The following is a 26,104-nucleotide window of genomic DNA, read 5'->3' as shown; positions in this document are numbered from 1 at the left end:
CAATAACATCATCTATTACCTTACTCTTTTGCACCGTAGCTGCTCATCTCTAAATGTGGGGAGTTTTGCATCTGTTTTGCAAAGGTCAATGGGATATTCTGCTTTAAAAGTTGCTGCCAAATAACAACCGCCTCATTCTGATGCTTAACATAAAACTCATTTGAAAAAGCCAAGTACGCTGTCACCGTATTTAAAGGTGGATAGACAGGTGCCAGCTTCTGTCGATGGTATACCGATAAATCAAGTTTATTATTTTCGATTTGGCAGAGCACTAAAGCCGCATCGGCTCGCCCCTCTGATACACGCTCTATAGCCTGCTGCTGAGTAAACGTGTGTTCAATAAAAAACGCCTCTTCGCTGGCCGCTTCTCCCACAAAAAGCCCATTTGCAACGGCCAAAGAAAATGCCTTTGATTGTAACACTTCACGAGATTGCCATTTGGTATGAAAGCGACGACTTCCAATTAAGCATTGGCTCATTCTTGCAAAGGCAAATTTAGCAATCGGTACACCTTTATCAGTAACCGGAAATACAGCATAACGGGATTTTTGTGGACTAAATCCCGCTATAAATGCATCGACTCGACCCTGCTTAATCGCTGTAATGCACTGCGACCATGGCATTTTTACAAACTTAAAAGTCACGGATTCAAGTGCATTATCAAGTTTAGCAAGCGCCGCTAATTGTGCCGTAGGTTCAACAAGGGGTATTTCATGTTTAGCACCAACAAACAGAGGTGCTTGTGTGTGGTCTGCATAACATAAGGTCATGGGCAATGGCGCACTACTATTCGCCTGACAATGCAGAGAAAGTACGATAAAAAGAACAAGTAAAAATCTAATAAAAAACAACGTCACTGTCATAATAAACTACGAATTTAGTTAACTGATAACAGTGTAGAAGTAAAAACAGGATTTTTACAAAATTCCTTCGTGTTTAAGTAGCCATTCTTTACGGTCTAGTCCACCGGCATACCCCGTTAGTTTTCCGCTTGCACCAATTACCCGATGACATGGCACTATGATACTAATTGGGTTCTTACCATTGGCTGCGCCCACGGCACGCACCGCTTTTGGGTTATTAATAGCCTGTGCTATATCTAGGTAACTCTTGGTTTTACCAAATTCAACCCCCATTAGCGCACGCCACACTGATTGCTGAAACGCCGTCCCTTGTGTGTCAAGCGGCACACTAAAATGTGTACGTTCGCCCTTGAAGTATTCGTTAAGCTCGCTCATGCATATTAAAATCGGGGTTAGTGTATGCTCGTTAACGGTTTCAGTTTGCATGGCAACAACAGGATAAAAACCTACATAACTGACGCCCTTTGAGGAGCTTTGAATGGTAATATCGCCAAGTGGGCTTGGCATAATAACTTGTTGCGTTTTCATAATTGTTGCCATAGTTGAAATGTTAAATAAGAACGAAAAGGTGCACAGCGCTCACTATCAAATTCACCGACCTCTGCTAAAGCCTTTTTAATGCCTAAGTCACCGGCAAGTAAAATATCAGGGTTACTTTGACCACGCAGCTTAGCGTAATTAACTGTCCATAGGCCAATCCCTTTTAGTGACAGCCAATTATCAAGCTCTTGATTATTAGGATGTTGATGACAATACGCACTTAACCGGTTTAAAGCGTCTTTGCGTGATTGAGGCATTTTAAAAAAGCTCAGTTCTGAATTGGCAAGCCATTCTGGAGATGGAAAAAACACGGTATCACTCGCTTGATTAAACTCAGCGACCAGCTTAGTTACCAAGTTATGCGCAGCAGTCACACTCACTTGTTGACCCAAGACTGCGCGAATACCCGCTTCAAAATCTGACCAAATACCCGGTAAGCGTAAGCCTTGTGTCAATGGCAAGGCATTATTAAGTTCGGCATTTAAATGGGCTTCAATCGTGTGCGTATCAGCATCTAAATCAAGTACACGACGAATGTTATGGATCACTTGTTGTAAATAGCGGGTGTTATCAATATCTATCGTGACTTTAAAATGATTTTTTTGTTCAACAAATTGAGCAGTAAATTGCCCTTGGCAATGCGGGTCTTTAAATGTGCGCCCATAGCTTGTTTCGCTAAGCCATTCGAGACCTTTAATTAAGCGGCGCTGTAAAAACCCGTGTAAAGCCTGCCAGTTATAAGGAGGACGAAACGCCAAGGTTAAATTTAACGTTGCACTTGGTTTTTTATCGGTTTTTCGCAATTTTGATGGTGCAATATTAAGCTGCTTTAAAAATGCGTCGTTAAAACGGCGAATACTATTAAAACCAGATGCAAAAGCGATGTCAGCAACCGATAAATCAGTTTCTTGTAACAGCTGCTTAGCAAAATTACACTGATTGAATAAGCGATATTGTGTGATTGAAAGACCAAAGTGCTGATTAAACAAACGACGCAAATAACGACTCGACACACCTAATCTATCGGCCAGCACTTCACAATCATATGCCTCGCCTTTGTCAATAAGTTGCTTTGCTCTTAGCGCCGTGGTTTTAGTTCCTAACCACGCGGGACTATTCGGTGCACTATCAGGTCTACACCGAATACAAGGGCGAAACCCATCCTGTGCCGCTAAATGCGCGTACTGATAATATTCAACATTTTTCTCTTGCGCTGTCGGTGCTGGACAAATTGGCCGACAATATATACCGGTACTTTTTACCGCAACAAAAAATACCCCATCAAATCGGGCATCACGGCTTTGCCTTGCTGTACGCCATTGTTGGCTAGTCATAATGATTCTCGTAATCAGCTAATACCGATAGCTTAACCGAATATATTTTTTTGACTAGCCAGTTTCGGACCTTAACTATTTAATCGCTGCTAAATAACGTCGCTCAACTTCGGGCCAATTAATCACTTTATAAAATGCAGCGATGTATTCTGGTCGGCGGTTTTGATATTTTAAGTAATAGGCATGCTCCCACACATCGAGAGCCAAAATCGGCATATGGTTATGCATCAGCGGGCTGTCTTGATTTAAACTACTTTCGACAACGAGTTGATTATTTTCGTCAACACATAGCCATGCCCAGCCACTTCCAAAGCGGCTAACAGCGGCATCAGTAAACTGCTCTTTAAACTCATCAAAACTGCCAAATGCTTCAACGATCGCTGTATGTAATTCACCGCTTGGTTTGCCTACCCCATTCGGTGTCATTACTTGCCAAAATAATGAGTGATTATGGTGCCCACCAACATGCTCTTGCACCGCCTTTTGTAATGACTCGGGCATTGTAGCAATCGTTCGCAACAGTGTTTCGGCATCTTGCTCGCTATAATGACTCCCTTCTAAGGCAGCATTCGCCTTATTAATATAAGTTTGGTGGTGCAATGTATGATGGATTTCCATGGTTTTTGCATCAATATTAGGCTCGAGTGCATCATAGTCATAAGTTAAATCGGGTAATGTAAAAGGCATACTGATTCCTTATCGTTAATGTAATAACTGCGTTTTGTGGGGATGCTCAGCTAATAGCTGATTTATACGATTGATGAGGGTTGGAAATGCCGATGACATTTTCGCAAACTTCACCAGCTCAAAATACGTTTTGTGATGATGATGTAATACGTGCGTGCGAACTTGCTGCTCTGGGTGCATTAAAAGATGACTAAGCCGTTGATGAGCATAGCAAAGCCAACTACAGGCTTGCTCAGGTTTTTGCATAACTTTAAAGGTATCTGCAAGGTTTAAAGTCGCCACTACAAAGGCCGCAATACAATGCTCTAATGTGTCAATAACCGTGGGGGTTAGTGGTAAGTTCGCAAATTGCGTGAGTAATGTTTCTGCACAACCACTTGCCTGCGTGTAGTGATCGCGAGCAATGTTTAATTCGCCAGACTCAAAAGCCAGATTCCCGTTATAAATAGCGTTTTGCCAAGGTGCTAATGCATCATCAATAACTGGAGCACCTAAGGCCGAGAGATGTGTTGTGTGTGTCATAAAAATCACCTGCACTTAAAACCTGTGTATTAAAACTACACAGACAAACAGTTAAATGCAAATGATTTTTATTTATATTTATTGCTTGTGTGATTTGGTGATATTACTGATTCGCAAAATCGATCAACTCTTGCCCTGTTAGTCGATAAATGATCCATTCATTTTGTGGTTTAGCACCAATGCTGTCATAAAAATCAATCGCGGGTTTATTCCAATCAAGTACTACCCACTCAAATCGACCGCAGTCTTTTTCTAACGCTTGTTTCGCAAGGTATTGCATAATTTTTTTACCTGCACCTTTACCACGGCTATCAGCACTGACGTATAAGTCTTCTAAATACAAACCGTTTTTACCAAGCCACGTAGAATAATTATAAAAATAAACGGCAAAACCAATGGCTATGTCACCTTCTAAACAAATAACACTGTGAGCGGTTGCACCTTCACTAAATAAAGTTTTTAAAATAGCATTCTCATCAGTCTTTACTGCATCTGGTTCTTTTTCGTAGATAGCTAGTTCATTGATGAAATGTAGGATAGTTGCTGCGTCGCTCGGTACTGCAGGACGAATTGAAATTTGATTGCTCACGGTCTGTTCCATATGTTACTTCATTATTATAGCGCCCAGTTTATAAGGGCTTACGTGTTGTGTAAACGCCCTTTACAGAATTACTCAGTACTAAAAAAGGGGCAATTACGCCCCTCTGTAAATAAGCCACTTAGGCAGTTATTTATTACTCATCGACTTATAAAGAACAGGTAGGACAAATAAGGTCAAAAATGTTGCGCTGACCAAACCGCCAACAATCACTGTTGCCAGTGGCTTTTGTATTTCAGCCCCCATTCCCGTGCTCAATAGCATGGGTATAAGCCCTAACATTGAAGTTAATGCGGTCATTAACACTGGTCGTAACCTTGAGGTTGCCCCATCAAACACCGCGTCATCTACTTCATCTTTGCCCTTAAGGCGATGATTAATACTTTCTACCATGACCACACCATTCAATACCGCAACACCAAACAAAGTAATAAAACCAACAGAGCTTGGTACCGACAAATATTGCCCAGATACAAACAGAGCCACAATCCCCCCTATTACCGCTAAAGGGACATTCACTAAAATAAGCAATACTTGCGATACATTGCCAAATGCAAAATAAAGTAATAGCGCAATCAGTAACAATGCCGCTGGCACAACAATCATTAAACGTTGCTGTGCCCGTTGTTGGTTTTCAAACTGACCACCTATAGCAACACTGTAACCACTCGGTAGCTGTAATTTATCCTCTATTATTGCGCGAATGTCAGCAACAACAGATCCCATATCACGTCCTTGCACATTCGCTTGTACAACTACGCGCCTTTGTACATCATCACGGCGTACTTGGGATGCTCCCGATTCAATCGCTACCTGAGCCACATCACCTACTCTCACAATCGCCCCCGAAGGGGTTTGTAAACGAAGGTCTGCAATTACACGCGGGTTCTGCCGGTAATTTTCTGCTATGCGAACATAGATATCGTAACGCTCGTTAGCATTGATAATTTGCCCTGCACTTTGTCCACCAATTCCGTGCTGTACAACCTCCATTAAATCAGTAACCGATAATCCAAAACGCGATAACGCTAAGCGGTTAGGTTTCACAATTAACTGTGCCTCACCGCCCATTTGCTCCATGGCCACATCTTTAGCACCGGGTATTTGCTTAACTAGCTGCTCAATTTGCTGACCTTTTTCACTTAACACCGCTAAATCACTACCAAACAACTTGATTGCTAACTGTGCTTTTACACCCGATAAAAGTTCATCAACACGGGTGGCGATGGGTTGCGAAAAGTTAAATAAGAGCCCAGGAAACTGCTCAAGTTTTTCTTCCATTAACTGCTGGAGTTCAACACGTGTTTTAGCATTTATCCATTGCTCGCGAGATTTAAGACCAATGTATATCTCTATGTTGTTAACAGGTTCAGGATCGCCACCGACTTCTGCTCGACCAATCCGACTAAGTGCATAATCGACTTCTGCAAATTCAAGTAACATGGCTTCCAGTTTAGGTGCCACTGAGATTGCCGTTTCAAGACTGGCTGATGGTGCAAGCGTTACCCGCAAATTAATCGTACCTTCTTCAAGTTCGGGCACAAACTCAGTCCCCAACCTTGGAAGTAAAATAGCGGCTGTAACCAATAACAAAGCAGCAATAGCAAGCACCAACCGTTTTGCTTGTAACGCCTGTCGTAACGCTCGTTGATACAACTTTTCAATGGGTTGTAGCAGCTTACTGTGTTTAACTGTCACACCTTTAGCAAATAAGTAGACGCTTAGCGCAGGCACAACGACTAAGGCAACAATCATGGCACTTACTATCGCTAACATGATACTGACGGCCATAGGCTGGAACAGCTTTGCCTCGACGCCTTCAAAGCTGAATAAAGGCAAAAATACCGTTAAAATAATCAATGACGCAAAGAAAACTGGCCGAGCAACTTCTTTTGCTGCAACAGCAACCAGCTCACGGCTTGATTTACCCTGATTATGTTTTAGCCCTAGATGACGAAAAATGTTTTCAACCATAACAACAGAGCCATCCACCAGCATACCAATAGCCACAGCAATGCCACCCAATGACATTAAATTGGCCGACAGCCCTAACCAAGCCATAATACTGAGCGCTAAGCCGATTGAAATTGGAATGGACAGCAAAACCAAGAATGTTGCTCTTAAGTCTAACAAGAATAGCGCTAACACTATGATTATAAATACAAATGCAAGTAATAATGCATCTATAACGGTTTGTACCGCGTGGCTAATAAGTGCCGCTTGGTTATAAATAGGCGTGAATTTGACGCCCTCAGGCAGCGCGCGGTTGATCATTGTAATACGCTCGTTAATACCATCGATGGTCTGCTTCGTATTTGCACCAATCCTTTTTAATACCACGCCAGTTACAACTTCGCCTCGGTTAACAACATCACCATTTTCATCGCGAGTCGATAAGGTTACTGCCCCTTGGCGTATTTCACTCCCAAGCTGTACGTCTGCAACATCAGTGACTTTAATTACGGTGCCATCAATCGTTTTGATGGGGGTTTGCGCAATTTCACTCAGGCCTTTATCACCGGTCGAAAACCAGCCAGTGCCACGAATAACTAATTGCTCTTGACCGCGGTTCATATACCAACCGCCAACATTCCTGTTGTTTGCTTGCAATGCATTGCTTACATCTTGTTGGCTTAGGTTATAGGCAAGTAATTTGTTAGGGTTGAGGTTAACGTGATACTGTTTTACTTCGCCACCAAACGATAAAATATCAGTAACACCATCAATGGGTAATAGTAATAATTTAACCACCCAGTCATTTAGGCTTCGCAGCGCCATGCTATCAATGTCAGCATCGGGCTTTGCTTCAAGTAAGTATTGATAAACTTGCCCAAGACCAGAGGTATTAGGCCCCATGGTAGGCATGCCAAGTCCGTTAGGGATTAGCTCTTTAGCAGATTGTAAGCGCTCAAACACTAACTGCCGCGCAAAATAGATATCAACGCCTTCTTTAAACACCACCGTCACGCCCGACAAACCTGTTTTTGAAATCGATCGCACTTGTTCAACGTCAGGTAGTGCGTACATTACCGCTTCTATTGGGTATGTGATAAGTTGCTCGACTTCTTCCGCTCCAAGACCAGGAGCTTCGGTGTTAACAGCTACCTGCACATTTGTCACATCAGGAAACGCATCTAAGTTCAGTTTTGGAACCATTAATGCACCCAGAGCAATGGCCGCAAGTAAAGCTAATAGCACGATGAAACGGTTTTTTATCACCGACTCGATTAATAAATTAAACATGCGGCACCTCTAATGGTTATGCGGATCAAACCCGCCTTTTGCGAGCTGTGAAGCAACAAAGAATGCGCCTTGAGTAACAACGTTAACCCCTTGCTCGATACCTGATATTTCACGGTATTGTGCTAAATTTCTACCTACGCTCACCTCTTTGGCAATAAACCCACCATCATCATCAACCACAAAAACTTGCCAATCACCATCGGCACTGCGTGTTAACGCGTTTTCGGGAACCGCAAGCACAGCTTGCTCTGTTGTAAAGTGAAAATACACATCTGCAAACATGCCCGGGTGTAAGCTGTGCTGGGTATTTTTCACTTCAAGCCGCACTGTCCGTGAGCGTGTTTGCTCATCAATAGTGTGCGCCTCTTGAATAACTTTAGCGTGGTAACGGTTTCCATTTACCTGCATCGTTGCAACAGAGCCATTGGCAATCGTGCGGTCTTGATTTGAGGAAAGTTGCGCTTCTACCCACAGCGCAGATTCATCTGCAATTAGCATTAATTCAATACCTGAATCGACACGTTGACCTTGTGAAAAATTATCGGTGAGTACAGCACCCGAAGTAAGTGCAAATAAGGTATATTCACCGAGTTTTTCAGGCGAGATAGTCAGTGTTTTTTCTATTGCGTGTTTAGACAATCCAAACGCGACAAGGCGACTGTATGCCACTTCGTACTCGGCTTTAGCAGTAAGCAGCTGCTTTTCGCTCACCGTACCACGGGTCATTTTACTCACCCGCTGCCACTCAGCTTCGGCTAACCTAAATTCGGTTTGTCGGCTTGCCACCTCTCCACTAAACAAGGTTACCAAGGGATCACCTTTATTAACATGCTGTCCCAGTAAAGCGTGACGTTTTACAACAATAGAATCAACACGAGGGGCAACCACATAACTGGCATAGCCATTGGCTTTAACTTCACCCGGTGCATAAACGGTTTGGCTGTGTGTTTTGAGTTCAAGGCGTTCGACCTTAATATTCGCTAATTGCTGTTGCTGTGGCGTTAAGGTTACTTCGTTAATGTGTGGTGTTTGTGCATTTTCTTGATGGTCATGCAGTTGCTCTGACGCATAACTGTTTGCGACATATATAAAGCATACGCACGACAATGCGTAGCGCATAAAATTTCTTAAATACATAATTTTCTCTTACTTAAAATAGGCTAAGCCCTAGCTTGCCTTAAAAAATAATCCCAAAGACAAGGGAGTAAAGTGTTAAGTAAGAGAGGCGATTGGGGGGCGATGAAGTGGTGTTAGATCTGCCGACTTAAAATTAAGCTCTAACAGTTCAATTTTTGCAAAATAAACTGAAACAGGTTCAGAAAGGGTAAATGAATCAACAAATGCAGGACTGTGGCACACATGACAATGGCCTTTTTCGGCGGAGTCAGATAACTGTTTAGCAAGCTCGGCATGTTCAGATTGATGCTGTTGATGATCGCCATTAGCTGCGCAGTGGGCTTCAAGATCCAGCTCTTCTAAAAGCAGGGCTGAGGTGTGATTAAATGCAACATTATGATCAGCCACGTCAAAGCTATCCAGCAACGGCTGGAGCAATAACACACTAATCAAAATAACAAATGCTGCTTTCACGTAACACCTAATAATTGGTACAACGGCGTTAACTTAACAAATTAGTACTTATTTGAACAGTAAAACCTAAACACGAAACACCCCATACATGCATACTGCTAACGAGTGTTTTAAAAGCGATGCTCACATGATATAAAAATAAAGAAATCAGCAACTAGGTATGCTTATGGGACACGGACATCACCACCATCACGATGCAGAAAGCAAAAGCACACAGCAATTATTACTTGCTGTATTAATTAATGTGTTACTTACATTTGCACAAATTGTGGGGGGGCTCATTTCTGGAAGCCTATCGCTCATTGCTGATGCACTGCACAATTTAAGTGACGCATCATCGTTATTTATTGCGTTAATAGCACGCAAAATTGGGGCTAAACCAGCAAATAATCGATATCAATATGGTTATAAACGCGCCGAAATATTAGCCACGCTTTTTAATAGCCTGAGTTTAATTGTAATTGGTGGCTACTTAGTCATTGAAGCAATAAAAAGTTACCTAAATCCAGAACCCATCGATGGCTGGATCGTTATTTGGGTTGCAGGGTTAGCCCTGATTATTGACCTAGTAACGGCATTCCTTACCTACCGTGCTGGCGCTGATCAAAGTATGAATATTCGTGCTGCGTTTATTCATAATCTTTCAGATGCTATGGCTTCTGTCGTCGTTATTATTGCCGGCTCTCTGATCATTTTATATCAGTGGTATATTGTCGATCTTATTGCGACCATTCTTATCTCTGTGTATGTGATATACCACGGCGTATTGCTCTTAATTGCCAGCAGTAAAATTTTAATGCAAGTTGCACCAAGTCACTGCGAATCAACACATGTATCTGAACAACTGATAAGCGCATTTCCTATTTCAAATATTGAATACATAAAAGCATGGCAGCTTGATGAACACACCGTGCATTGCGAACTAAAGTTTTGTGCCCACCAAATAATCGACAACAATGAAATTCGTCAATTTTTACAGGATAAGTTTGCTATTAAGGCGTGTACTATTGAGCAAGTTTTAGTGTAAATGTTACTTGTTATCATTTACAATTTACCTTTGTATTTAAAACAAAGTAAAGGAACACCTCTTGAAGTTGTGGTTACGCCGTACGCATTTACTCCTTGCCTTAGTAAGCGGCCTTTTTTTGATTTGCTTGAGTTTAACAGGCGCATTACTTATTTACGCAAAAGATATTCAGTACCTTACACAAAGTGATAAATGGACGGTGACTCCACAAGCTTCACCGCTCGCTTTTGACCCACTAATAGCACGCGTATCAAACACAACTAAACAACCTGTTACTTTATTAATGCCTGAGGCGCGTGATGATCTTGCTTGGCAACTACAACTTGCCAATAATCGTTATGTGAGCGTTAACCCTTATACCGGTGATATTTTATACGAATACGATTATTACAGCACGGTGTATGGATTTACCATGGCGCTACATCGTTGGTTGCTTTACGAAGATGGCGACAAAAAACACCCTTTAAGGAACTGGGTTTCACTATGCGCGCTTATTCTTATTTTAGAAATATTACTAGGGTTTTACATTTGGATTAAACCTAAAAACCGTTTAAAGCGACTAGCTATAAAACCAAAAGCCAAATTTAGAGTATTAATGTACCAACTTCATACCGTGCTGGGCGTCTATTTATTGCTGCCACTTATTTTAATAGCATACACAGGCATGGCGTTTAACTGGAAGACAGAAACTAAAGCGGTATTAGAGTTTGTAATGCAAGGCACGGTTGAAGACAGACCTAAACCACCTGACGTGCTGCCCCCTTCAGAAACAACACCTTATCAAGTACAAAAAGCCTATAACAATGCACTCACTGTTTTTCCTGAAGGTAAACTGTTTAGAATTTATTTACCTAAAAAACCGACTGACAACATTGGTTTTCGCATCGAAAACCCTGGTGAAAGCCATGCCTATAGCTGGGTATGGGCCAACCCGTATACAGCCAATATCGTCGCGAGTTACGACGCCAGCAAAAGCTCGTGGACAACACAAACATGGCACTTTAAATACAAATTCCATATTGGCGATTTTGCGGGACCTATTGTGCAGTTACTGTGGCTTGTGTTTGCCCTGTCACCTTTATTTTTTACTGTGTCGGGTTTTTACTTTTGGTACAAACGCCACTTTAGATAATAACGCGTAATTAAACTTAAACTGATAAAACATGAACCCCCGAGCATATCACTGCTTTTAGCAAAAAGAAGTGTTTACATTGGCTAATTATACTACTGTATTTAGCCACCTTGAATGGTTCATATTCTCGGGCAAAGCATGATAGTTCAACATGCCCAGTATTATTGATTCATGTGTAAAATAGGTTTTAATACCAACAATACAAAAGAAAGAGTGGGCCAAAACAGTGGGCCAAATTGTAGTTATGACTACCTCTATTGTTTTATTACTTATTTGGGTGCCGCATAGAAATACAGCGGCATCAAGTAAGTTAATTCAAGGTAAATCTATTCAAGCCAATACTACTCTCTAATGACTTAAAACGACCCTTTAATTCATTGCAGCAATTCACAACATACGCGTTAATTCGACAAGCTCTATCGCTAATATGTTACATACATCGTAGAGATTAAACCTCCAACACTATTGCAAATAGTTATCATTAAGCTTGCCTTTACAGTTCTTTACATTTACACTGCCGCCCCATAACTCATTTCATTTATCTTTTTTTAACAAGGACAAACATGTTAAAAACATCGCTTAGCCTTATTGCACTGGTGATAAGTAGCCAATCATTTGCTGATGATGCACTCAATAAAAAACTCACAGCAGAAGAGATGGAGCACGTTGTCGTTTCTGGTAGCCGTGTTTTTGAGAGCATTGATGAAGTACCTGCTTCTGTGACTATAATTAATCAACAAGAAATTGAAGAACACTTAAAGGTAAATCCAGAATTACAAAGTTTGCTGTCACAAATGGTACCCGGACTTGCACCTGACACAGGCAGTTCAAGCAACACAGGCCAAAGTTTACGTGGCCGCGCCCCGCTTGTTATGATTGACGGCGTTCCACAATCAACACCTCTGCGTAATGGTTCTTTAGGAATAAAAACGCTTGATCCAAGTGCAATAGCCCGTATAGAAGTTATTAAAGGCGCCACCTCTATTTATGGCAATGGGGCTTCTGGCGGTATAATTAACTATATTACCAAGCAAGCGCAAAGTGAGGGTAAAACCGAAGGTGAAATTAGCCTATCATCACGTTTTAGTGCCGTAAAACTAGAAGAAAGTGCAGGTGCACGCCTCTCAGCAGCTATTAATGGCCGCGCAGATAAATTAAGCTACTTATTTACTGCCAGTTATGAAGAAAACGGGGTACAACGTGACGCCGAAGGCGACATTTTGGGCTTGCAATATGGTTTGTCTGATGCCGTAACCGAAAACTACTTCACTAAACTGGGGTATGATTTTGACGATCAGAAACAACTGCAATTTAGCTATAACTTTTTCAGTTCTCAGCAAAAAACAGATCTCGGTGATGTCGTTGGTAATATTAACGATGGCGAAAAAACCTATGCGATACATGTGCCAAAAGAGTTGCAAAAACGAGGTAAACCACAAGGCCCTGAAGGCAACGAAAATATTACCTTGAAATACACTGATTACGCCTTGTTTGAAAATACCCAAATGACCCTAGACCTCTACATGCAGGATATCGAAAACATATTCTTCTATTCGCCAAACCTTGCAAACCCAGATGAGGGCTACGATGGTGGTCAGTCAATAATCAGCTCAGAGAAAAAAGGCGCACGTGCGACATTTAATACCCTGGTTGATTTTGACAATATTGAAGCAACCTTTATCTATGGTTTAGATGCTTTAAACGATGTGACATCACAACCCCTTGTTGATGGCCGCATTTGGGTCCCCGAAATGGACATGAACAGTGTTGCAGGCTTTTTACAGACTAAATGGGTTATCAATAACGACTTAGTTGTTAAAGCCGGTGTGCGTCAAGAAAGCATTGACTTAAGCGTCGATGACTACGAAACATTAAAACTTTGTCGCTCTGCAACACAATGTTCAGTGCCACTGAGTGTAAAAGGCGACACCATTGACTACGACGCAACAACCTATAACGTGGGTATTAAATATAATTTGCTAGCGGCCTTTAGCCCCTTTGCAAATTACTCACAAGGCTCTGACATTTCAGATATTGGCCGCTTGTTACGCGCAGCCACTGTGAATGATATTGGTTTAATTCAAACCGAAGCGTCTATCATCGACAACTATGAAATTGGTTTTACCTCACAGTTTGATGATGTTCGTTTTGAATTTGCAGCCTACCGAAGTACATCGGAGTTTGGGACGACCAACAGTTTTAATGAGACAACTGGAGTGTATGAGCCCGTACGAGCACCACAAGAAATTTGGGGTTACGAAACGCTTGTTGACTACACGATTAGCCCAACCTTAAAGCTAGTTGCAACCTACAGCTATGTAGAAGGCAAAAACACTGAAGACGATATTTACTTAGGTTCTCGTCAAATTAGCCCACCAAAAGGAACTGCGAATTTAAACTGGACGCCTAACGATGAACTGTCATTAAGCGCAAGTTACTTGTATGTTGGCTCACGTAAGCGCTTTGAACCTAATGCAGACGGTGATTATGTGGGCGATCAAGGTCCAATTAGCAGCTACAATATTGTCAACTTGAGCGGCCGCTATAAGTTTACACATAACTGGCAAGCCTTCATGGGTGTTGAAAATCTATTTAATAACGATTACTACCCTGCTCGTGCGCAATCATACACGTACGGTGGTTACAACATAAAAGGCCTAGGTACAACAGTGACATTAGGGGCGACATATCGCTTTTAACGACCGCTTAATAAAACACTAAGCCCTTCTTCGTAAGGGCTTTTTTTATTTTTAAATAAAAACGATAAATTGTTCATTTATCAACCATTAACGCAAACTTAAACGAGAATCACAATCAATAGTAAATAACTGATTTACAAGGAAAAAGTTTGCAATCTTATTTTTATATACTACAATTATCGCAACTTGAATTTTGAGGACAGCACGATGAAAGGTAACCAGAAAGTCATTGATAGTTTTAATAAACTACTCGCAAACGAATTAGCCGCTATAGATCAATACTTTATCCATTCACGTATGTACGATGATTGGGGCCTTAACAAGCTGTACGAACGCCTTAACCACGAAATGGAAGAAGAGAAAGATCACGCTGACTGGTTAATCAAACGTATTCTATTTTTAGAAGGCGTACCAAACATGACCAAGCGTCGTGATTTATTAATTGGTACCGACGTTAAAAGCATGATGCAAAACGATCTCACTCTTGAACTTGAAGTGGTTGATTGTGTTAAAGAAGCCATTGCTATTTGTGAGCAAGAAAAAGACTATCAATCGCGTGAAGTACTTGAAAAACTATTATTCGATACTGAAGAAGATCATGTTTATTGGTTAGAGCAGCAGCTTGGTTTAATCGACAAAATTGGTAGCCAGAACTACCATCAATCTCAAATGGGCGAATAGAGGTTTACACGTATGAAAGGCGATAAAAGCGTTATTGCTGCACTAAACAAAGTACTAGCAAATGAGTTAGTGGGTATTAATCAATATTTTTTACATGCGCGTATGTTTAAAGATTTTGGCTTTTCAAAATTAGACAAAGCTGACTATAAAGTGTCTATCCAAAAAATGAAAAACGCCGACCGTTTAATTGAGCGTATTTTGTTTTTAGAAGGATTACCAAATCTACAAGACCTTGGTCGTCTGCGTATTGGTGAAAACTCTGAAGAAATGATTGAAGCAAACATGAGCTTCGAGCTTGATTCACTCCCTGATCTTAAAGCTGCAATTAAACTTGCTGAAGAGAAAAAAGATTACATCAGCCGTGAAGCGCTTGATCACATCTTAAATGAGCAAGAAGAGCAAATTGACTGGCTTGAAACACAGCAACAGTTAATCAAAACCGCAGGGCTTGAGAATTACCTGCAATCTCAAATGTAATTTGCAACTATCAAAAAGCAGCCTCGGCTGCTTTTTTCTGCTTAAGTCCCCCCTAACCTAACTAAATCGTTGCATATATTTAAAGCAATCCTATCAGAAAATTCTGATATCGCTGGGTTTGTCGCAATTTAAAGCGGCTTAACAGTGAACTTGATAATGATTTTTATTAACATTAGCTTGTATCCAATAAAGACACTGAGCTTTAGACGTAAAATATCAATTTACTTAATTAAGCGAGCGAGTTTGTAACATAACATATTGCTTATAAACGCAATGATTATGTTGTTTAGCGTTCACAGCGATTGCGATTAACTTGCTCTACTTCTTGTATTTATTTAATCGTGGATAAGACATATTTAACACGGTGATCATCAGATTTACTCCCTCAAGATGAGCAAGTATGTCGGCACATTGGTATTGCACACCACTTTAAAGGATACATTCACCCTTCGAATAATTAGCTAGGTTTAATAATGAATGATTTAACTAAGCGAGCAGTCATTTCTTCTTGTGAATATTTTAAAGAATGTATAGATCAAACAATCGACACAGGTATTAAAGCAGGTAATAAAATGAGTATGAATTGGCTGTCTGAGGCGCTTAATTACCCTAACAGGAAAAAGTTAGAACGGGATTTCAAACGATATCTCAACACCACTTATAGCGATTACATTGCCAAGAAAAGACTGACTCTGGCTTGCAACATGCTTTGTGAGGAAAAAGTGTCTATTAAAGCGGTTGCGCTATCCTGCGGATTTAGTAATTCTGCGACATTCTGTAATGCCTTTAAACGCCAGTTTGGCTTAGCTCCCTCGGTATACAGAGTTGATAGATACAAACAGCGGGTTAAACAAGGATGTGATTGTTCAAAAGAAAAGCGACTTAACAGCGCCGCTTAGAAATTTAGGATATATTACGCACCAAGTAATGGGTGCGTTTATTTATGAAGCGTCTTTTTGCTCAATGATAGATACTTTATTGCTTAAAATTAATGAGTTAGGAATTAAATGAATCGCCCCTTCACCTTTAATAGTTATATAACGAAGATTTAAATCGACTACGATGCCTTTTGAATTACTCACTTCGATATAATTGCCAAGTTTTACCGGCTTATAAAGGACAATCATCACACCAGCAACCAAATTAGAAATTGCGTCTTTTAGCGCAAAACCAAGTGCAAAACCTGTTAAACCAAGCCCAGCAACCAATGCAGCCACATCGAAGCCTAACTTAGAAAGAGCCAGTACAATGCCAACAAAAAGTAAAATAGCGCGCTGCGAGTTCGAAATCAGTCGGAAGGTTTCAAGTGCTGTTGAGTCAAAACGACGTTGAAACTGCTTTATCGCACGGTCAATAATCAAACTAGCGATAAAACAAACAGCCAACACCAAAAATGCCTGAATGAATTGATTAGTCATCGAGTAAATTAGCTCCAGCCAAAAAGCCTATAATAGGCTTAAATAACCTACCAGAAAACATATTATTGCTTTTCAAATACACAACTAACCGCAGGCTGGCTGAGTGTATAGGTGATTTTATCGTTATCCTCAAAGCGCAAATCTTCAACGGTCGTCCCTTCGTCACTTTCATCATTACAGCGACTGTAGCGATTAGTTCTTACTATGCCATTAACGAAATACTTGAGTTTCGATGTTACGATGCAAAAATCAGGAATTTTCTTCGTTTGTGTACCGTTATGTAAATCACTAAAGTCTATTAGGCTTCCTAAAGTGAAGCCTTGTGTGGGCTGTTTAACCAAAGTAAACGGTGCACTTTTGCATACTTCATCACTGCCAGATACAAGAGCATAGTCCCCCTGCTTCGCTTTTATCAATGACAAAAACTGTGTTTTATTACTGGGTTTAACATCGAGTAACGCACTTGCTAAAAGTGAATTTGAGAATAGGAACAACACTAAACAATAGTAATATCTCATTGAAAATCCATAAGCTTATGCACACTAAACAAGCATAGCATGCTGTGTAAGGTTGGTGAAAATATAACTGTATTGCTTCATACGAATTAAAATCAAAAATAGCTCTACTTTATAGATGAACCAGAGGCACTTTAAATAAATATGTGCTATATCTTTGAGTGATAATAATTTTTGGAGGGATTCTAATGAAACTAATCAAGTTACTTTCTATTGCGTTATTCTTCGGTTTATTTAGCTTGCAGAGCGTTGCAGGCGACGATGATTGGAAATCAATTGCTGAAAAAAAGGTCAGCTTTAAAAGTGAAACCGACACCGTTAACCCTTTAACTAAAAGCCGATATAGTCATATAAAAGTCAAATGCACGCATGGCACCGTTAACCTTAAAAGTATTAAGGTGATCATGAATGACGGCGAAGAAAAAGTGTTCGACAATTTAGGTGTTCTCAGTAAAGGCATGTCGTCACGAAGCTTAAGTCTGCCTGATAAAAACGACGCTAAGCTTGATAAAATAGAGCTTAATTACGAATCAGTTGGCAGTGCCGCACTAAGCATGGCGGGTGTAACAGATAAAGCACAAGTTGAAATTCTAGCGAAAAAGGCAAATAAAGAAGATTAGTGCAAGTTGCGAGACAATCATGTTCGAACGAGTACATGTAAGCTTTCATGTAGGAACGGCCTCAGCCGTGAACTTTAAAAATTCGGCGTTAAACCGCCTCCTACATCGAAAGTGTTCTGTTTTGTAGGTAGCCACTTATAGCGGCCTATATACTTATAGCAGCCTGCATAGTGTCGCACTCTATTCTCATAAACCGCGCTAAAGCCCGACCTACACACTCAACTACGTAGGAACGGCTTCAGCCGTGAACCTTAAAAATTCGGCGTTAAAACGCCACCTACATCGAAAGTGTTCTGCTTTGTAGGTCACCACTTATAGCGGCCTACATACTTATAGCGGCCTACATAGTGTCGCACTCTATTCTCATAAACCACGATAAAGCCCGGCCTACACACTCAACTGCGTAGGAACGGCTTCAGCCGTGAACCTTAAATGTTCGGCGTTAAAACGCCTCCTACATCGAAAGTATTCTGCTTTGTAGGTCGCCGCCACTTACAGCAGCCTACATACTTATAGCAGCCTGCATAGTGTCGCACTCTAGTCTCATAAATCGCGCTAAAGCCCGAGCTACACACTCAACTGCGTAGGAACGGCTTCAGCCGTGAACCTTAAAAACTCGGCGTTAAAACGCCGCCTACATCGAAAGTGTTCTGCTTTGTAGGTCACCACTTATAGCGGCCTGCATACTTATAGCAGCCTACATAGTGTCGCACTCTATTCTCATAAATCGCGTTAAAGCCCGCCCTATACGCCAACTGCGTAGGAACGGCTTCAGCCGTGAACCTTAAAAATTCGGCGTTAAAACGCCACCTACATCGAAAGTGTTCTGCTGTGTAGGTCACCACTTATAGCGGCCTACATACTTATAGCGGCCTGCATAGTGTCGCACTCTATTCTCATAAACCACGATAAAGCCCGGCCTATACGCCAACTGCGTAGGAACGGCTTCAGCCGTGAACTTTAAATGTTCGGCGTTAAAACGCCTCCTACAAGCTATTTCCTTTAAGCTCGCTAACTTTACTATTTACCTGTAAGTATGCTTTTATGTATTTATCAAATGAGCTTAATCTCGACCAAAGCCAATCAGCTTTTTACCATTTAACCCATTTTTATGCCATTCGGTTTGCTCTTCGCAGAATATTTGTGCGTCGAGCTCTTTGCTTGGTTCTTCGTTTAAGCTACCAGCGGGCACCAAAAGATAGCTGCTGTCTTGTGATTCAAATGGCAGTGCAGAGCCACAGGTTTTACAAAATGCACGTGACAATGCACGATTTGGGTAGTTAAAACGTGTAATATTATGTTCACCTTTCAGCCATTCGATGGCATCGGGTGAGGTAAATAAATTTGCAGCATGTGCAGTGCCAGATAATTTACGGCATTGCTCGCAATGGCAAAAGAAAAAACGCTTAAAATTGTCAGTTACCTGAAAACTCACTTCACCGCAGCAACAGCCACCCGTTAATATTTTACTCATAGTCACCTCCTTTTTGATCCAGCATAACCCGAGATAAAGAGTTCAACAATGCGCCTAAATGGTAATAACAAGTAAAACGAATTATGCCTGAATGTACTAGGCTGATAGATTCAACACTCTTCATGTTATATTTAGTAATAGGAACCCACCTTAATTTCACTAAGCCCTACCATAAAATTCATTTTAATTAATAACTTATGAATAAGTTAAAATTTATAAGTCTGAATAATAAAGGGGAACTTAATTAATTTTAGATAAAACATAAAAATTCATATGTACCCGTTTATCAATTAAAACAATTGACAAAAAAATAAAAAAGCCACACGTTATAAAGCAATTTATAAAAAGTCGCCATCAAACTATAAGACACGAGGAAAATGCGATGATATTAGCAGCAGGTTATCTGGCTATTTTTCTCGGCCTAATACATTCTTTTTTAGGTGAGATTCTTATTTTCCAAAAACTAAGAGATAACGAACTAATCCCAAGTCATGGTGGTGACTTACTAAAAGCGCGACAGGTTAGAATTTTATGGGCCTCATGGCATCTCGTTTCTATTTTTGGGTTTGGGATGGCAAGTATTTTAATATGGCTTTCATTGTCAACCTCAAATTCATCTATCACAGAGGTTTTAATTAATATTGTTTCTATTACCATGCTGTGTGGCGCTGTATTAGTGCTAATTGGTACTAAAGGAAAACATCCCGGCTGGATAGTCCTTACCATAATTGGTATTTTACCTTGGTTTGCCTAAAAGATTTTATAAAGTGGAACTATTAAAAACTGCATAACTATAAAAATGGAGAAATCTATGCAAGCTTATTTTTTATGGCAAGCAACTATTTTGAGCGTAATCACGTTTTATGTTCATACATTTATCGGTGGGCCAAGAGTTGCCGCTCCATTATTAGCTGATAAAACCCTACCTGTAGCATCAAAATGGCTAAATTATTACTGTTGGCATATTACGACACTGTATACACTTATTATGGGTGGAGCTTATGCATATGTAGCACTTTTCCCAGACAAAATTGAGCTAATCGTATTTCTTTGTATCTTAAATTTCTCTTTTTCTATATTGAGCTTTCTTGTTGCTCTCAAAGCAAAAATTAATCCTTTTCGGTTTCCCTCGACATCACTTTTTTTCTTGGTTGCATTATCAGGTTTAACAAGCTTATTAATTTAGCAACCTTTAATCACCAACCCTATATTACTAATATAAAATCTAATGAAATAATAAATTATGAGTAAAAAAAGAGTAAACTCAATCAATAACATACCTATCAAAATTAGAATGAGCATTATTTTTTCTCTAGGAATAGTGTTAATAGCTTACCACTTAACAAAAATTTCAAGCTTATATTTTTTAAATCCTCCGATAGATTATTCATTACTTACTCACTTTCAATCTTTGGTGCGCGTAGTTATTGTTATCTCTTTGTTTTTAGTTATTTTAAAGAAGAAATGCGCCTTGTTCAGTATGTGGGTTAGTATACTCATTTTAGTTATTACCCAATACATTACATACTTTTCAAACTCGCCCACTGACGTTTCTGTATTTTCATATTTAAAAGGCTTTATTTTTCCATCAATAATTACGCTTCTGTTTCCATACAAGAAAGATACAACACGTTCAGTTTAAAAATAAAAAAAGGCCATGTTACGTGTGCAACATGGCCTTTTTGAATTGACACAACTTAAAAATCTAAGTTCGATAAAATCTCGTCATCAACGTTATTCGATAACGTCACCTTCAGTTTTGGTGTACGTGCCATTTCACGCTTAATCGCAAAGTTGGCTTCTTCGTTACGCGCCCAACTACGACGTGCAATACCGTTATTAACATCAAACAGTAACATTAATTTTAAACGACGTTCTGCGGCTTCAGAGCCATCTAGTAGCATACCAAAGCCACCGTTGATCACTTCACCCCAACCTACACCGCCACCATTATGGATTGATACCCATGTTGCACCACGGAAACCATCACCAATCACGTTATGAATGGCCATGTCGGCTGTGAAGCGGCTACCATCATAAATGTTTGATGTTTCACGGAAAGGTGAATCAGTACCACTTACGTCATGATGGTCGCGGCCAAGAACTACAGGGCCAATTTCTCCACGATTAATTGCATCGTTAAAGGCTTTGGCAATATCTGCGCGGCCTTGTGCATCCGCATACAAGATACGCGCTTGCGAGCCGACAACCAGTTTGTTTTGCTTCGCGTCTTTAATCCAAGTGATGTTGTCTTGCATTTGCTGCTGAATTTCTTCTGGAGACTCAGCCATGATTTTTTCAAGGACTTGTGCAGCAATGGCATCGGTTTTATCTAAATCTTCTGGCTTACCAGAGGTACATACCCAACGGAATGGACCAAAACCATAGTCAAAACACATTGGACCAAGGATATCTTGTACATACGATGGGTATTTAAAATCAATACCGTTTTCAGCCATCACATCGCCACCAGCACGAGATGCCTCAAGCAAGAATGCATTACCGTAATCGAAGAAGTATGTGCCTTTTGCTGTGTGTTTGTTTATAGCATCAGCATGGCGTTTAAGCGTCGCTTGTACTTTTTCTTTAAATACATCTGGTTCTTCACGAATTAAACGGTTTGATTCTTCGTAGCTGATATCTACTGGGTAATACCCGCCTGACCACGGGTTATGCAGTGATGTTTGGTCTGAGCCTAAGTGAACAAAAATATCTTCAGCTAAAAAGCTTTCCCATACATCAACGATATTACCAATGAACGCAATTGAAACCACTTCTTCGTTTTGTTGCGCGCTGCGTACGCGTTCAACAAGTTCTGGCATGTTATCGATTAGCTCATCAACCCAACCTTGTTGGTGACGTTTTGTAGCCGCTTTCGGATTTACCTCTGCACACACTGTAATACAGTTTGCAATATTACCCGCTTTTGGCTGCGCACCACTCATGCCGCCTAAGCCAGCAGTTAAGAAAATTTTACCTTTTGGTGACTCGCCTTTTTCAAGTACTTTACGGAACGCATTCATCACCGTAATAGTTGTACCGTGAACAATACCTTGCGGGCCAATGTACATGAATGAACCCGCGGTCATTTGACCATATTGCGTTACACCCAGTGCATTGAATTTTTCCCAATCATCAGGTTTTGAATAGTTCGGGATCATCATACCGTTGGTAACCACAACACGCGGTGCTTCAACCGAAGACGGGAATAACCCCATCGGATGACCTGAGTACATGTGAAGCGTTTGGTCTTCTTCCATCTCGCTTAAGTACTTCATGGTTAATAAGTACTGAGCCCAGTTTTGGAATACCGCACCGTTACCACCATAAGTGATCAGCTCTTCTGGATGCTGTGCAACCGCAGGATCGAGGTTATTATCGATCATAAGCATAATCGCGGCAGCTTGTTCACACTTTGCTGGGTAATCGCTAATTGAACGTGCTTTAAGTTCATAATTAGGCTTAAAGCGATACATGTAAATGCGACCAAATTGCTTTAGCTCTTGTGCAAATTCAGTGGCGAGCTCTTGGTGCCACTCTTTCGGGAAATAACGCAATGCATTACGAATAGCCAATTGCTTTTCGTCTGCTGATAAAATGTCTTTACGTTTTGGAGCGCGGTTAGCATCGCTTGGATAAGCTTTAGGCTCAGGTAAAACGCGTGGGATCCCTTGTTTAATTTGTTCTTGGAAAGTCATTATCTGCTCCCTTAGTTTACTTTAAACGCTTGCGATTTAACCAGTGTAACCATGGCATCAATATCAGGCTTAAGTAAACGATCTTCTTCTAACTTAGCCACTTTGTTACGAATAATTGCAACGTTTTCTTCTATGATATCTGAGCACTTATTAGGGCGTCTAAATTCGATAGCTTGCGCTGCATACATCAGCTCAATTGCAAAAATTTTATCAAGGTTTCCTAAAATCTGGTTTAGTTTACGACCCGAGATACTGCCCATTGATACGTGGTCTTCTTGGCCCATTGATGTTGGCACACTGTCTGCCGATGGTGGGAAACACAGCGATTTGTTTTCTGTTACCAATGCCGCTGTCACGTATTGTGGGATCATCATGCCTGAGTTCAAACCACCAGATGAGGTTAATAAGCGCGGTAAACCGTGTAAACCCTCAAGTAATAAATAACAACGACGGTCAGCAATATTACCAAGCTCAGCCGCCGCAATTGAAGCGTAATCTAATACCATAGCAAGGGGTTGACCGTGGAAACCTCCACCCGAAATAGCCTCTTCTTCGCTGATAACTATTGGGTTATCAGTTACTGAGTTCATTTCTGTTTCAGCAAGTTCTTTTAAGTGGTTGTAGGCGTTGCGTGAAGCACCATGCACTTGTGGAATACAACGCAATGAATATGGGTCTTGAACACGGTCACAATTAGTGTGTGACGCCATGTTTTCAGAGCCTTCGAAAAAGCGACGCATACGCGCTGCCACTTCAACATTGCCTTTAAAGGCACGAATTGCATGAAGCTCTTCACGAAACGGTGATTGGCTACCCTGCATACCTTCGATACTCATCGCCCCTGCAATATCGGCAAGGTCTAGTAAGTAACCCATTTTTGTGAGTGCCGTGATCGCATGCGATAAAATAAATTGTGTGCCATTGATAAGCGCTAAGCCTTCTTTAGCATGTAACTCCATTGGCTCTAAACCATGCTCTTTGAGTACTTCTGCAGCCGGCTTAATATCACCATCAATCCAAAACTCACCTTCGCCTAATAAGGGTAAAAATAAGTGTGATAACGGAGCTAAATCGCCTGATGCGCCCACTGAGCCTTGTTCTGGCACAACCGGGATAATATCAAGCTCAATAAACTTAAGCATGCGTTCTACAACCGCTAAACGAATACCTGAATAACCTTGGCTTAGTGCGTGCACTTTAGTAATAAGCATTAGCTTGGAAATAGGTTTAGCAATGGGCTCACCCACGCCGACAGCATGAGTAATTAATAAGTTCTTTTGTAACAGGTTAGTTTCTTCTGGAGATATTTGCGTATCACATAAAGGGCCAAAACCTGTGTTAATGCCATAAATGGCTTTATCAGAGGCAGCCATTTTATCTACGTTTTGGCGGCTTTTATTAATTTTATCAATCGCTTCTTGGCAAAGCTCTGCCTGTAACGTACCCGCTGCAATAGCATTAACGCTGTCTAACGTTAACTGGTCAATACCGTACTTAAATGTCATTTATAACTCCTAAAGAACAGGATTAGTTTTATTTAATGCAATGCTAACTTGCTCTAGATGTTTTACAAATGCATAATTATCGTTATTCATTCCAGATTTATCGAACTATAAGAATCGCCATGCAAGTTCATGATGTAGACCTGCGCTTATTGCGCGTTTTTGTAGCAATTGTAGAGTGTGGGGGGCTGTCGGCGGCTGAGTCGCGATTAAATATTGGCCGCTCAACTATCAGTGCTCATTTATCAGATTTAGAAGTTAGGCTTGGCATTAAATTATGTAAGCGTGGCCGCAGTGGGTTTGAAATTACCGATGCTGGCGCCATTACTTATCAAGCTTCAATTGAGCTTTTACAACAATGTGAAGCATTCGCCAATACAGTCGCCAGTTCTAAAAATGAGTTATCGGGGCGCTTAAGCATCGCCATGATAGATACCATGGTGAGTGACCCACGCTGTGTGATCCCCCGCGTTATAGCCACACTAAAAAGAAAGAGTAACAATATTCAGTTTGATATTAATGTATGTGAAGCCCGAGAAGTCGAAACATCGGTGGCTAATGGCCGCTCACTCGTTGGCATTGGCGTGAGCCGCCATCATATTCGCGGTTTACACTACACTCCCCTGCATAACGAAACCAACTTTTTATATTGTGCGAAAGACCACCCATTATTTGATTGTGAAGACGGGCACATTAATAAACTAATAAAAGAAGCTGAAGTAATCACAAGTAACTATATGCGCGATAAAGAAAGCCGTAACGACGGTTTGAATTATCAAAACAGTGCGGTAGCGTATCACGATGAAGGCATTGCCCACTTGATTCTATCGGGTGAGTTTATTGGTTATTTACCCGATCACTATGCGCAGTTTTGGATAGATAAAGGTATGTTTAAGGCTATTCAACCAGCCAAGTACCATTATGATATTCCGGTGGTGTTGATCACCTCAAAAACAAACGCTAATTCGCCACTTGCAAACGCCATGGTTAAAGAAATTAAGCGTTGTTACGCGGTTTAGTTTTAAACTTATTGATTAAACTTAAAACAATCAAAATCAGACCAAAAATACCAAGCAATATACGCGTAATATTGCTTTTAAATATTGCCTGTTCATAACTTTGGATCATCTTACCATTTAGTTGTAACTGATGAACTTTATATGCTTCGGCACTTTTATTATATGAAGCTAAAACATGAACGTGATCATTTAATTCAATTGGTAAGTTCGCTGGTCTTAGGTATATAGTCGTCTTTTCAGTTCCTACAACTGTCATAAGTTTACATTTATTGTGTTGCCCACAATTTCTATGTGAATCATAAAAGCGTTGTACTACACCCTGCTCATCTAGTAGTTGTTCTTTTATAGGCAAATCCAAAAAATAGAATGCGGCAATTATTTACAACAGGCCTATTAAAAATAAATAAGAAGATAAAAACTTTTTTTCTTCTTTTTTCGTGTATTGAGTGATTGGCGACTGATGCG

The 26,104-nt window shown here is 40.6% G+C and carries 25 protein-coding genes; 10 read left to right on the top strand and 15 right to left on the bottom strand.

Annotated elements, in window-relative coordinates:
- Positions 1-20 precede the first annotated feature (20 nt).
- The 9 genes from H3302_RS19755 to H3302_RS19715 form a co-directional block, all read right to left on the bottom strand.
- Positions 21-770, bottom strand: a complete 750-nt coding sequence (locus H3302_RS19755) for a transporter substrate-binding domain-containing protein (protein ID WP_220469633.1) — start codon at positions 768-770, stop codon at positions 21-23.
- A gap of 147 nt (positions 771-917) precedes the next feature.
- Complete coding sequence (locus tag H3302_RS19750) at positions 918-1,391, bottom strand: methylated-DNA--[protein]-cysteine S-methyltransferase (RefSeq protein ID WP_118844936.1); 474 nt, start codon at positions 1,389-1,391, stop codon at positions 918-920.
- On the bottom strand, positions 1,388-2,737 hold the full coding sequence (locus H3302_RS19745; protein ID WP_182396584.1) for a DNA-3-methyladenine glycosylase 2 family protein: 1,350 nt from the start codon (positions 2,735-2,737) through the stop codon (positions 1,388-1,390). The genes H3302_RS19750 and H3302_RS19745 overlap by 4 nt, the downstream gene beginning before the upstream one ends.
- A 75-nt stretch (positions 2,738-2,812) precedes the next feature.
- Positions 2,813-3,424 (bottom strand): superoxide dismutase, encoded by a 612-nt coding sequence (locus H3302_RS19740; protein ID WP_182396583.1) that lies wholly within the window; start codon positions 3,422-3,424, stop codon positions 2,813-2,815.
- A 15-nt stretch (positions 3,425-3,439) separates the two neighbouring features.
- Positions 3,440-3,946, bottom strand: coding sequence for a hypothetical protein (locus H3302_RS19735; RefSeq protein WP_182396582.1), 507 nt, complete (start codon positions 3,944-3,946; stop codon positions 3,440-3,442).
- 103 nt (positions 3,947-4,049) lie between these two features.
- Entirely contained in the window at positions 4,050-4,547 is a 498-nt protein-coding gene (locus H3302_RS19730) for a GNAT family N-acetyltransferase (protein ID WP_409076805.1), read from the bottom strand.
- A gap of 126 nt (positions 4,548-4,673) precedes the next feature.
- Complete coding sequence (locus H3302_RS19725; RefSeq protein ID WP_182396580.1) at positions 4,674-7,787, bottom strand: efflux RND transporter permease subunit; 3,114 nt, start codon at positions 7,785-7,787, stop codon at positions 4,674-4,676.
- Positions 7,788-7,796: 9 nt separating this feature from the next.
- Positions 7,797-8,924: an efflux RND transporter periplasmic adaptor subunit gene (locus H3302_RS19720; protein WP_182396579.1), complete on the bottom strand. Its 1,128-nt coding sequence runs from the start codon at positions 8,922-8,924 to the stop codon at positions 7,797-7,799.
- A 75-nt stretch (positions 8,925-8,999) separates the two neighbouring features.
- A complete protein-coding gene (locus tag H3302_RS19715) occupies positions 9,000-9,377 on the bottom strand; it encodes a hypothetical protein (RefSeq protein WP_036972834.1) in 378 nt (125 codons plus the stop codon).
- Positions 9,378-9,543: 166 nt separating this feature from the next.
- On the opposite strand from H3302_RS19715, the gene H3302_RS19710 reads away from it, so the two are divergent.
- The 6 genes from H3302_RS19710 to H3302_RS19685 all read left to right on the top strand — a co-directional run bounded on the left by H3302_RS19710 (position 9,544) and on the right by H3302_RS19685 (position 16,292).
- Positions 9,544-10,404 carry a cation diffusion facilitator family transporter gene (locus H3302_RS19710; RefSeq protein WP_182396578.1) on the top strand — a complete coding sequence of 287 codons (861 nt, stop codon included), beginning with the start codon at positions 9,544-9,546 and terminating at the stop codon, positions 10,402-10,404.
- Positions 10,405-10,465: 61 nt separating this feature from the next.
- Positions 10,466-11,536 (top strand): PepSY domain-containing protein, encoded by a 1,071-nt coding sequence (locus H3302_RS19705; RefSeq protein WP_182396577.1) that lies wholly within the window; start codon positions 10,466-10,468, stop codon positions 11,534-11,536.
- 563 nt (positions 11,537-12,099) lie between these two features.
- The gene (locus H3302_RS19700; RefSeq protein ID WP_182396576.1) at positions 12,100-14,235 is read left to right on the top strand and encodes a TonB-dependent receptor; all 2,136 of its coding nucleotides are present in this window, start codon (positions 12,100-12,102) and stop codon (positions 14,233-14,235) included.
- Positions 14,236-14,442: 207 nt separating this feature from the next.
- Complete coding sequence (bfr, locus tag H3302_RS19695; RefSeq protein WP_036972840.1) at positions 14,443-14,916, top strand: bacterioferritin; 474 nt, start codon at positions 14,443-14,445, stop codon at positions 14,914-14,916.
- Positions 14,917-14,928: 12 nt separating this feature from the next.
- A complete protein-coding gene (gene bfr / locus H3302_RS19690; RefSeq protein WP_036972843.1) occupies positions 14,929-15,393 on the top strand; it encodes a bacterioferritin in 465 nt (154 codons plus the stop codon).
- A gap of 473 nt (positions 15,394-15,866) precedes the next feature.
- On the top strand, positions 15,867-16,292 hold the full coding sequence (locus tag H3302_RS19685) for an AraC family transcriptional regulator (RefSeq protein ID WP_036972845.1): 426 nt from the start codon (positions 15,867-15,869) through the stop codon (positions 16,290-16,292).
- Between the two features lie 42 nt (positions 16,293-16,334).
- Here H3302_RS19685 and H3302_RS19680 read toward each other — a convergent pair whose 3' ends face one another.
- A complete protein-coding gene (locus H3302_RS19680; RefSeq protein WP_075593310.1) occupies positions 16,335-16,811 on the bottom strand; it encodes a mechanosensitive ion channel family protein in 477 nt (158 codons plus the stop codon).
- 62 nt (positions 16,812-16,873) lie between these two features.
- Entirely contained in the window at positions 16,874-17,329 is a 456-nt protein-coding gene (locus tag H3302_RS19675; RefSeq protein WP_075593309.1) for a hypothetical protein, read from the bottom strand.
- 185 nt (positions 17,330-17,514) lie between these two features.
- Between H3302_RS19675 and H3302_RS19670 the strand changes: the two genes are divergently transcribed.
- Positions 17,515-17,946, top strand: a complete 432-nt coding sequence (locus H3302_RS19670; RefSeq protein ID WP_036972851.1) for a hypothetical protein — start codon at positions 17,515-17,517, stop codon at positions 17,944-17,946.
- A 1,063-nt stretch (positions 17,947-19,009) separates the two neighbouring features.
- On the opposite strand, the gene H3302_RS19665 is transcribed toward H3302_RS19670, so the two are convergent.
- Entirely contained in the window at positions 19,010-19,420 is a 411-nt protein-coding gene (locus tag H3302_RS19665; protein ID WP_074989107.1) for a GFA family protein, read from the bottom strand.
- 382 nt (positions 19,421-19,802) lie between these two features.
- Here H3302_RS19665 and H3302_RS19660 point away from each other — a divergent pair, with 382 nt between their 5' ends.
- Together H3302_RS19660 and H3302_RS19655 are read left to right on the top strand one after the other, a co-directional pair.
- The gene (locus H3302_RS19660) at positions 19,803-20,174 is read left to right on the top strand and encodes a hypothetical protein (RefSeq protein WP_074989106.1); all 372 of its coding nucleotides are present in this window, start codon (positions 19,803-19,805) and stop codon (positions 20,172-20,174) included.
- A gap of 57 nt (positions 20,175-20,231) precedes the next feature.
- Positions 20,232-20,606: a hypothetical protein gene (locus tag H3302_RS19655; RefSeq protein ID WP_074989105.1), complete on the top strand. Its 375-nt coding sequence runs from the start codon at positions 20,232-20,234 to the stop codon at positions 20,604-20,606.
- A 511-nt stretch (positions 20,607-21,117) separates the two neighbouring features.
- Here the strand turns inward: H3302_RS19655 and H3302_RS19650 are convergent.
- Positions 21,118-23,118 carry a urocanate hydratase gene (locus tag H3302_RS19650; protein WP_182396575.1) on the bottom strand — a complete coding sequence of 667 codons (2,001 nt, stop codon included), beginning with the start codon at positions 23,116-23,118 and terminating at the stop codon, positions 21,118-21,120.
- Positions 23,119-23,129: 11 nt separating this feature from the next.
- On the bottom strand, positions 23,130-24,623 hold the full coding sequence (gene hutH / locus H3302_RS19645; RefSeq protein ID WP_065979097.1) for a histidine ammonia-lyase: 1,494 nt from the start codon (positions 24,621-24,623) through the stop codon (positions 23,130-23,132).
- A gap of 119 nt (positions 24,624-24,742) precedes the next feature.
- On the opposite strand from hutH, the gene H3302_RS19640 reads away from it, so the two are divergent.
- On the top strand, positions 24,743-25,639 hold the full coding sequence (locus H3302_RS19640; RefSeq protein WP_182396574.1) for a LysR family transcriptional regulator: 897 nt from the start codon (positions 24,743-24,745) through the stop codon (positions 25,637-25,639).
- Here H3302_RS19640 and H3302_RS19635 read toward each other — a convergent pair.
- A complete protein-coding gene (locus H3302_RS19635) occupies positions 25,617-25,997 on the bottom strand; it encodes a hypothetical protein (protein WP_220469632.1) in 381 nt (126 codons plus the stop codon). The genes H3302_RS19640 and H3302_RS19635 overlap by 23 nt on opposite strands.
- Positions 25,998-26,104: the final 107 nt, after the last annotated feature.

The organism is Pseudoalteromonas sp. MT33b (assembly GCF_014117385.1).
Classification (GTDB): Bacteria; Pseudomonadota; Gammaproteobacteria; order Enterobacterales; family Alteromonadaceae; genus Pseudoalteromonas; species Pseudoalteromonas lipolytica.
The sequence above is the reverse complement of the archived record's forward strand: the minus strand, read 5'-3'. Positions and strand labels throughout refer to the sequence as shown.

Bases quoted from the DNA above. Each gene is read 5' to 3' on its own strand.
- H3302_RS19670 (WP_036972851.1), top strand. From the start codon at position 17,515: ATGAAACTAATCAAGTTACTTTCTATTGCGTTATTCTTCGGTTTATTT.
- H3302_RS19675 (WP_075593309.1), bottom strand. From the start codon at position 17,329: ATGAGATATTACTATTGTTTAGTGTTGTTCCTATTCTCAAATTCACTT.
- hutH (WP_065979097.1), bottom strand. From the start codon at position 24,623: ATGACATTTAAGTACGGTATTGACCAGTTAACGTTAGACAGCGTTAAT.
- H3302_RS19710 (WP_182396578.1), top strand. From the start codon at position 9,544: ATGGGACACGGACATCACCACCATCACGATGCAGAAAGCAAAAGCACA.
- H3302_RS19750 (WP_118844936.1), bottom strand. From the start codon at position 1,391: ATGAAAACGCAACAAGTTATTATGCCAAGCCCACTTGGCGATATTACC.
- bfr (WP_036972840.1), top strand. From the start codon at position 14,443: ATGAAAGGTAACCAGAAAGTCATTGATAGTTTTAATAAACTACTCGCA.
- H3302_RS19655 (WP_074989105.1), top strand. From the start codon at position 20,232: ATGCAAGCTTATTTTTTATGGCAAGCAACTATTTTGAGCGTAATCACG.
- H3302_RS19640 (WP_182396574.1), top strand. From the start codon at position 24,743: ATGCAAGTTCATGATGTAGACCTGCGCTTATTGCGCGTTTTTGTAGCA.
- bfr (WP_036972843.1), top strand. From the start codon at position 14,929: ATGAAAGGCGATAAAAGCGTTATTGCTGCACTAAACAAAGTACTAGCA.
- H3302_RS19755 (WP_220469633.1), bottom strand. From the start codon at position 770: ATGACCTTATGTTATGCAGACCACACACAAGCACCTCTGTTTGTTGGT.
- H3302_RS19665 (WP_074989107.1), bottom strand. From the start codon at position 19,420: ATGAGTAAAATATTAACGGGTGGCTGTTGCTGCGGTGAAGTGAGTTTT.
- H3302_RS19730 (WP_409076805.1), bottom strand. From the start codon at position 4,547: ATGGAACAGACCGTGAGCAATCAAATTTCAATTCGTCCTGCAGTACCG.
- H3302_RS19720 (WP_182396579.1), bottom strand. From the start codon at position 8,924: ATGTATTTAAGAAATTTTATGCGCTACGCATTGTCGTGCGTATGCTTT.
- H3302_RS19660 (WP_074989106.1), top strand. From the start codon at position 19,803: ATGATATTAGCAGCAGGTTATCTGGCTATTTTTCTCGGCCTAATACAT.
- H3302_RS19725 (WP_182396580.1), bottom strand. From the start codon at position 7,787: ATGTTTAATTTATTAATCGAGTCGGTGATAAAAAACCGTTTCATCGTG.
- H3302_RS19650 (WP_182396575.1), bottom strand. From the start codon at position 23,118: ATGACTTTCCAAGAACAAATTAAACAAGGGATCCCACGCGTTTTACCT.
- H3302_RS19680 (WP_075593310.1), bottom strand. From the start codon at position 16,811: ATGACTAATCAATTCATTCAGGCATTTTTGGTGTTGGCTGTTTGTTTT.
- H3302_RS19740 (WP_182396583.1), bottom strand. From the start codon at position 3,424: ATGCCTTTTACATTACCCGATTTAACTTATGACTATGATGCACTCGAG.
- H3302_RS19700 (WP_182396576.1), top strand. From the start codon at position 12,100: ATGTTAAAAACATCGCTTAGCCTTATTGCACTGGTGATAAGTAGCCAA.
- H3302_RS19745 (WP_182396584.1), bottom strand. From the start codon at position 2,737: ATGACTAGCCAACAATGGCGTACAGCAAGGCAAAGCCGTGATGCCCGA.
- H3302_RS19735 (WP_182396582.1), bottom strand. From the start codon at position 3,946: ATGACACACACAACACATCTCTCGGCCTTAGGTGCTCCAGTTATTGAT.
- H3302_RS19685 (WP_036972845.1), top strand. From the start codon at position 15,867: ATGAATGATTTAACTAAGCGAGCAGTCATTTCTTCTTGTGAATATTTT.